The following is a 7,193-nucleotide window of genomic DNA, read 5'->3' on the forward strand; positions in this document are numbered from 1 at the left end:
GGTGTGGGGTGGTGTGCCGGGAAGTCTGGTCGGCGATGTGTCAGCCGTCGTCCGACCAGTGAGGCACCCGTTGATGAACACACGTCGTCCACACCCCGACCGCCGCCCCGGCCCCCGCCGGCTGCTCACCCGCACCTCCTGGCCGGAGGCCCGGTTCCTGGCCGACGTGCTGCGCACCGAGACCGTCGGCGGCGGGCTGCTGCTGCTCGGCGCGCTGGCCGCCCTGGTCTGGGCGAACTCCCCCTGGTCGGCCAGCTACACCGCCCTCGGCGGGTACGTGCCCTGGCCCGGCGGAGCGGCGCTGCACCTGGACCTCCCGCTGGCCACCTGGGCGGCGGACGGCCTGCTGGCGATCTTCTTCTTCGTGGTCGGCCTGGAGCTCAAGCGCGAGTTCGTCGCCGGGGAACTGCGCGACCCCCGCCGGGCGGTGCTGCCGGTGGTGGCCGCGGTCGGCGGCATGGTCGCCCCCGCGCTGATCTACGTGGCGGTGAACCTCGCCGCCGGCGGAGCGGGCCTGCGCGGCTGGGCGATCCCCACCGCGACCGACATCGCGTTCGCGCTGGCGGTGCTCGCCGTGATCGGCAGCCACCTGCCGCAGGGGCTGCGGGCCTTCCTGCTCACCCTCGCCGTCGTCGACGACCTGCTGGCGATCACCATCATCGCGGTCTTCTACACCGCCGACTTCAACCCGGTGCCGCTGCTGGCCGCGCTGCTGCCGATCGCCGCCTTCGCCGCTCTGGTGCAGCGGCGGCGGACCTGGTGGTGGGCGCTGATCCCGCTGGCCGTGACCGCCTGGACCCTGGTGCACGCCTCCGGGGTGCACGCCACCGTCGCGGGCGTGCTGCTCGGCTTCACCGTGCCGGTGCTCGGCGACCCCCGGGGCACCCGGGGCCGCCCCGGGCAGCGGGCGCACCCCGGCCTCGCCGAGCACCTGGAGCACCGGTGGCGGCCGGTCTCGGCCGGCTTCGCGGTACCGGTCTTCGCCTTCTTCGCCGCCGGGGTGTCGCTGCGCGGCGCGGACCTGGGCACGGTGGTCACCGACCCGATCGTGCTCGGCGTCGTCGCCGGGCTGGTCCTGGGCAAGACGATCGGCATCTTCGGCTCGACGTACCTGCTGGCCCGGTTCACCCGGGCCCGGCTCGACGACGACATCACCTGGCCGGACCTGCTCGGCGTCGCGCTGCTGGCCGGGGTCGGCTTCACGGTGTCACTGCTCATCGGGGAGCTGGCGTTCGGCACCGGCAGCGCGGCCGACGACCACGTCAAGACCGCCGTGCTGGCCGGGTCGCTGCTCTCGGCCACCCTCGCCGCGGTGGTGCTGAGCCGGCGCAACCGCGCCTACCGCGCCATCGCCGAGCGGGACCGGATCGACGCCGACGGCGACGGGATCCCCGACGTGTACCAGCACCGACCGGTCGAGCGCTGACCCGGTCGCCGGGGTGGGGCGACCCCACCCCGGCGACCGCGCCGCCGTCGACGCGGGCGTCCGGCCCGACCGGCCTCGGCCCGGCCCGGCCCGGCTCAGGTGAGCTCGGCGACGGCCTCCAGGATCAGCCAGAGACCGCAGATGGCGAAGAGGATCGCCGCGCCGTACTTGATGGTGCGCTCGGGCAGCTTCCTGCCGAGCAGCCGGCCGACCAGGATGGCCAGCGCGTCCGCGGCGACCATGCCGATGGTCGAGCCCAGCCAGGTGCCGAACCAGCCGTACTGGGTGGCCAGGGTGATGGTGGCCAGCATCGTCTTGTCACCCAGTTCGGCCAGGAAGAACGCGATCGTGACCGCGACGATGGCCGACTTGGTGTTCTTCTCCGCCTTGCGCTTCTCCGCCTCGGTGAGGGTGTCGCCGCGCAGGGTCCACGCGCCGAACCCGAGGAACGCCAGACCCGCGACGAGCGAGATCCAGCCGGTGGGCAGGGCCGCGCCGAGGCCGACCCCGATCGCCACCGACGCCAGGTGCACCACGGCGGTGGCGATGGTGATGCCGATCAGCACCGGCACCGGCTTGTACCTGGTGGCGAAGGCCAAGGCCATGAGCTGGGACTTGTCGCCCAACTCGGCCACGAAAATCACGCCGAAGCTGACCGCCAGCGCGACGAGGAAACCTTCCATGACACCTTCCCGATCCAGGCCGGGAGGAGACGCGGGGCGACCTCGACCCGGCTGTGACAGCCTGAGTCGAAGGTCTCGCCCGCCCCGCTGACGCGGGGCCGCGTGGCCGGACGCGGAACGCGCCAGTATGTCGACCACGACATTGGGGGCTACTCCCCTTCGCGCCGCCCAGCCTAGCCGACCCGGCGCCGGCCGGTCAGCCCGGGTGAACAGTGTCACCGGCCCGGGTGCCCGGCGAGTCGCCGGGCACCCGGGCCGGTGCGCTCAGGCCGCCCGCGCCAGGGTCACCCCGAACAGCCCCTTCGGGTCGGTCCAGAAGTGTTCGGCGACGAAGCCCGCCCCGGTGAGCTCGGCCGCGATGCCGGTGGGGCGGAACTTCGCCGAGACCTCGGTGCGCAGGTCCTCCCCCGTTGCGAAGTCGACGACCAGGTCGAGGACCCGCACCCGCTGCGGCCGGCGGGCCCGCAGCCGCATCTCGATCCACTCCCGCTCCGGGTCCCAGAGGGCCACGTGTTCGAACGCCTCCGGGTCGAAGTCGGCGCCGAGCTCCCGGTTGACCACCCGCAGCACGTTGCGGTTGAACTCGGCGGTCACCCCGGCCGCGTCGTCGTAGGCCGGCACCACCACCCCGGGGTCCTTGACCAGGTCGGTGCCGACCAGCAGCCAGTCGCCGGTCTCCAGGCCGTTGCGCATCGCGGCCAGGAACCCGGCCCGCTCCTCGGGGAGCAGGTTGCCGATGGTGCCCCCGAGGAAGACCACCAGCCGCCGGCCGCCGGTGGGCATCCGGTCCAGGTGCCGGGTGAAGTCCCCGACGATGCCCCGGACCCGCAGGCCCGGGTAGTCGGCGGCGATCCGGTCGGTGGACTGCCGCAGGGCGCTGACCGAGACGTCCAGCGGCACGAAGGTGCCCAACCCGCCCCGGCGGGTGAACGCGTCCAGCAGCAGCCGGGTCTTCTCCGACGAGCCCGAGCCCAGCTCGACGAGGGTCTTCGCCCCGGTCACCGCGGCGATGTCGGGCGCGTGGGCGGCCAGCACCGCCCGCTCCGCCCGGGTCGGGTAGTACTCCGGCAACCGGGTGATCTCCTCGAAGAGTTCACTGCCCCGGGCGTCGTAGAACCACTTCGGCGGCAGCCACTTCGGGTCCGCGGTCAGGCCGGCGCGGACGTCGTCGCGCAGGGCCCGACCGAGGTCCTGCTCCTCCAGGTAGATCTCCAGCGGCTCGGCGCTCATCACAGTTCCCCTTCCGTCGTGCCGGTGGTGCCGGCTCGACTGCTCAACGCGGCCGGCAGGGCACGGACGCGCACCCCGCCGGTGGTGGCCACCACCAGGTGGCCGTCCGGCACCGCGTGCCAGCCGGGATCGTCGTCGGTCGGTTCGGAGGCCAGCAGCACCGCGCCCCCGCCGGCCCGGACCGACAGGGCGTGGCCGGCGACACTGGCCACCACCTGCCGGCCGTCGGTCAGCAGCAGGTTCAGCCGGGACCCGGGCGCCGCTGCGGCGACCGAGGTCACCGTGTCGGACACCGCCCGCGCCGGGTCGGCGCCGCCGCGCAGCCGGTGCCGGACCAGGGCCCACAGCAGCGCCGCGTCGCTCGGCGCGTCCAGGGTCAGCAGGTCCCGCACCGGCAGGTCGGCGGCGGGCCCGACCATCGAGTCCGGCCAGCCGCGCACCGCCCCGTTGTGGCTGAACAGCCACGGCCCCTCGGTGAAGGGCGCGGCGGCGCTCTCCTGCACCGGCATCCCGACGGTGGCCGACCGCACGGCCGCGAGGGCCGCGCCGGTGCTGGTCACCGCCGCCAGGTCCGGCAGGGTGGCGTCCGACCAGACGGGCTGGGCCCGCCGGTACCGGACCGGCGCGCCGCTGCCCCCGGCGGCCGGGTCCGGGTACCAGCCGACGCCGAAGCCGTCGGCGTTGATCGTCCCGCCACCGCGCATGTCCCGGGGCGCCCAGGACTGTCGCAGCAGCGAGTGCGGCGGGTCGTAGAGCAGCGCCCGCAGGGTGACCGGCGGGCCGAGGTACGCCAGGTGTCGGCACATCAGCGGGGACCGCCGCTCACCCGCGCGCCCCCGCTCCCCCGCCGGTCATCCGCGCGCCTCCTCGACGGTGGCGTCACGGGCGCAGCGGAACCCGCTGAAGATCTGCCGGCGGATCGGGTAGTCCCAGTTGCGGAAGGTGCCCCGGCAGGCCGCCCGGTCGGTGCCGAACGAGCCGCCGCGCAGCACCCGGTGGTCGTTGCCGAAGAACACCTCGGAGTACTCGCGGTAGGGGAAGGCGGTGAAGCCCGGGTACCCCCGCAAGGGGCTGCTGGTCCACTCCCAGACGTCGCCGACGAGCTGGTGCACCCCGAGCGGGGACGCCCCCGCCGGGTACGCGCCCACCGGCGCCGGCCACAGGTGCCGCTGCCCCAGGTTGGCGTGCTCGGCGGTGGGGTCCCCGTCGCCCCACGGGTAGCGGCGGGACCGGCCGGTGGCCGGGTCCCAGCGGGCCGCCTTCTCCCACTCCGCCTCGGTCGGCAGCCGCTTGCCGGCCCAGGTGGCGTACGCCTGCGCCTCGTGGAAGCAGACGTGCACCACGGGTTCGTCGTCGCGGACCGCCGACCAGCGGCCGAACCGCCGGTACGCCCAGCCGTCGCCGTCGCGGCGCCAGTGCAGCGGCGCGGTCAGCCCCGCCTCGCTCCGGTGCCGCCAGCCGGGCCCGGACCACCAGCGCGGGTCGTCGTACCCGCCGTCGGCGACGAACTCCCGGTACGCCCCGTTGGTCACCGGCGCCGCGTCGATCAGGTACGCGGGCAGGTCGACCACGTGCGCGGGCCGCTCGTTGTCCAGCGCCCACGGGTCGGTGGAGGTGCCCATGGTGAACGGGCCGGCGGGCACCAGCACCTCACCGGTCACCCGGGCCCGGGGCTCCGGCGGGGGCGGCGCGGTCAGGGCCGGCGCCCCGGCGCGGAGCTGGTGGGTGGCGAGCATGGTCTCGTCGTGCTGCTGCTCGTGCTGCACGATCATGCCGAAGGCGAACCCGTCGGTGACCAGTGGCCGGTCGGTGAACCGGACCCCGTCCAGCAGGTCGTACACCTTCTCCCGGACGGTGGCGACGTAGCGGCGGGCCTCGGCCGGGGGCAGCAGCGGCAGGGCCGGGCGGTCCCGGCGGGGCTGCTTGAACGCGTCGTACAGCTCGTCGATGTCGCACCGGACCGGCGCGCGCCCGCCGACGTCGCGCACCAGCCAGAGCTCCTCCTGGTTGCCGATGTGGGCGAGGTCCCACACCAGCGGGGACATCAGCGGCGAGTGCTGGCGCATCAGCTCGTCGTCGTCGACGGCGTCGGCGAGCAGCGCGGTGCGGGCCCGGGTCCGGTCCAGTTCCGCGGCGATCCGGCTGCGCAGCCGCTCCGGACCCCACTGCGGGGTGGGGGTGGTCGTGGTCGTGGTCTCGCTCACCGGGGGCTCCTCTCCGCGGCGGCGTGGCGCCGCTGGATCGCTCGTCGCATCCGCTCGTGGGTGGCCGGGGGCAGGTCCAGCCGGGGCAGGGACAGCAGGGCCAGGTCGAACAGGGCCGCCGCGGCCCGGGCCAGGGCGCGGTCGGCCAGGCCGCGCCGGGCGGCGACGCACCACCGGTCGGCCACCGGCTCGCCGACGGCACGGGCGGCGCGGACCGTCGCCGGGTCGGCGAAGAGCGCGGCCAGCACGGTCGTCGGCAGCGCCCAGTCCGGGCCCGGCTGGGCGTCCAGGTAGCGGATCTCCAGGTACCCGCGCGGGCGTACCGGCGGGAACAGGGTGCTGACGTGGTACTCCAGGTCGTCGGTGGTGGGTGGCTCGGGCAGCGCCCCGGCGATCCAGTCGGCGAAGGTGATCCCGGGCGGGGGCGTCCAGTCCGGCCCGTCCCGGCGCAGGCAGAGCAGTGGCGCGGCGAGCACGTACGCGGTCCAGGCGGCGACCGGGTCCCGATCGGCGTGCGCCGGCGACCAGGCCGGCCCGCTGCGCGCCGGGTCGATGCCGAGCCAGGCCGCCATCCGGGCGGACGCCCAGTCGGTCCGGTGGCCGGCGTGCCGGGCCGCGGTGGCGAACGCGGCCAGCAGCGGCGGGCCCACCACGTGCGCGGTCGCCCACCGCTCGGTCAGCTCGGCGGGCTCGCCGGCGTCCAGGCAGACCTGCAACCCGGCGGTGCTGAACATCATGGTCCGCCCGTGCGGGCCGGCCCGGTCGAAGACGCGGCACATGGCCCGGTACCGGGGGGTGTCGACGACCGGCGCCGGGGGCCGGTACGGGTCGATGCCGGTCTCGCCGAGGGCCAGCCCGGCGGGGGCGAGGAGGCTGCGGAGGTGGTCGATGTCGGCGTCCGTCGCGCTGAGCAACTCGGCGACCGAGGCGCGCGGCGGGCTGGAGACTTCGAGTTGGCCGCCCGGCTCGACGGTCACGGTACTGCCGTGCCGGAGCTGCTGGGCGGGGCTGGTCGGGTCGAGGGTGACGGGGCTGTACGGCCCCAGCGCCGCCCGGATCCGTTCCCGGTCGACCGGGCGGGCGGGATCGGCGGCGTCGTGTACGGTCCATTCCAACTCGACACCGGTGTACGTCGGCGGTCCGGTCTTGAAGCAGATCCGGGCCACGTGCCCGGCGGCGACGTGCTCCTCCCGGATGATGGTCGTTCGGTCCAGCTCGGGTGACGTCACCACGAGACGGCCCTCCCTCCGGCACTGGTCACACCACCACGACCGTCGCCGGCCGGGGTGGTCACGGCGCCACCATCCTCTGTCTAACAGAAGAATTTCGCTCGCCCGGTTCAAACAAAACTTCTTCACGTCCGGTGGGACGGACGCCGGCCAGCGGGGAGGGCGGGCGCCCGACCAGCGGGTGGGGCGGGCCGGGCGGGCGGCGGAGCCGGTCAGCCGTTGTCGGCGCCCCCGGTGCCCGGTCCGGTGGCGCCACGGTCCCGGGCGGCGTGACCGGGCGGCGTCGGGGTCGAACAGAACTCCTCGACCCGGTCGACGCCACCGGCGGCGGAGACCAGCCGGGCGAAGCCGGGGGCGCGCAGCGCCTTCTCCCGCTGGCCCGGATTCTTCGACAGGTAGGCGTTGCAGAGCCCGTGCACGT

The 7,193-nt window shown here is 75.2% G+C and carries 6 protein-coding genes and 1 pseudogene; 1 reads left to right on the plus strand and 6 read right to left on the minus strand.

Annotation, left to right across the window (positions count from 1 at the left end; translation table 11 throughout):
- Positions 1-73: 73 nt before the first annotated feature.
- On the plus strand, positions 74-1,426 hold the full coding sequence (nhaA, locus tag AWW66_RS30605; protein WP_067373860.1) for a Na+/H+ antiporter NhaA: 1,353 nt from the start codon (positions 74-76) through the stop codon (positions 1,424-1,426).
- A 95-nt stretch (positions 1,427-1,521) separates the two neighbouring features.
- On the opposite strand, the gene AWW66_RS30610 is transcribed toward nhaA, so the two are convergent.
- The 6 genes and pseudogenes from AWW66_RS30610 to AWW66_RS34685 all read right to left on the minus strand — a co-directional run.
- Entirely contained in the window at positions 1,522-2,109 is a 588-nt protein-coding gene (locus tag AWW66_RS30610; protein ID WP_067373863.1) for a TMEM165/GDT1 family protein, read from the minus strand.
- A gap of 264 nt (positions 2,110-2,373) precedes the next feature.
- Positions 2,374-3,339 (minus strand): L-histidine N(alpha)-methyltransferase, encoded by a 966-nt coding sequence (gene egtD, locus AWW66_RS30615; protein ID WP_067373866.1) that lies wholly within the window; start codon positions 3,337-3,339, stop codon positions 2,374-2,376.
- On the minus strand, positions 3,339-4,145 hold the full coding sequence (gene egtC, locus AWW66_RS30620; protein WP_067373869.1) for an ergothioneine biosynthesis protein EgtC: 807 nt from the start codon (positions 4,143-4,145) through the stop codon (positions 3,339-3,341). Before egtC ends, egtD begins: the two co-directional genes overlap by 1 nt.
- 45 nt (positions 4,146-4,190) lie before the next feature.
- Positions 4,191-5,543 (minus strand): ergothioneine biosynthesis protein EgtB, encoded by a 1,353-nt coding sequence (gene egtB / locus AWW66_RS30625; protein WP_067373872.1) that lies wholly within the window; start codon positions 5,541-5,543, stop codon positions 4,191-4,193.
- On the minus strand, positions 5,540-6,775 hold the full coding sequence (gene egtA / locus AWW66_RS30630) for an ergothioneine biosynthesis glutamate--cysteine ligase EgtA (protein WP_067373874.1): 1,236 nt from the start codon (positions 6,773-6,775) through the stop codon (positions 5,540-5,542). The genes egtB and egtA overlap by 4 nt, the downstream gene beginning before the upstream one ends.
- A gap of 209 nt (positions 6,776-6,984) precedes the next feature.
- Positions 6,985-7,193 (minus strand): annotated as a pseudogene (locus AWW66_RS34685) (hypothetical protein); the annotation flags it as partial.

Origin of the sequence: Micromonospora rosaria (assembly GCF_001567585.1) — a bacterium.
GTDB lineage: Bacteria > Actinomycetota > Actinomycetes > Mycobacteriales > Micromonosporaceae > Micromonospora > Micromonospora rosaria.

Bases quoted from the DNA above. Each gene is read 5' to 3' on its own strand.
- AWW66_RS30610 (WP_067373863.1), bottom strand. From the start codon at position 2,109: ATGGAAGGTTTCCTCGTCGCGCTGGCGGTCAGCTTCGGCGTGATTTTC.
- nhaA (WP_067373860.1), top strand. From the start codon at position 74: ATGAACACACGTCGTCCACACCCCGACCGCCGCCCCGGCCCCCGCCGG.
- egtC (WP_067373869.1), bottom strand. From the start codon at position 4,145: ATGTGCCGACACCTGGCGTACCTCGGCCCGCCGGTCACCCTGCGGGCG.
- egtD (WP_067373866.1), bottom strand. From the start codon at position 3,339: ATGAGCGCCGAGCCGCTGGAGATCTACCTGGAGGAGCAGGACCTCGGT.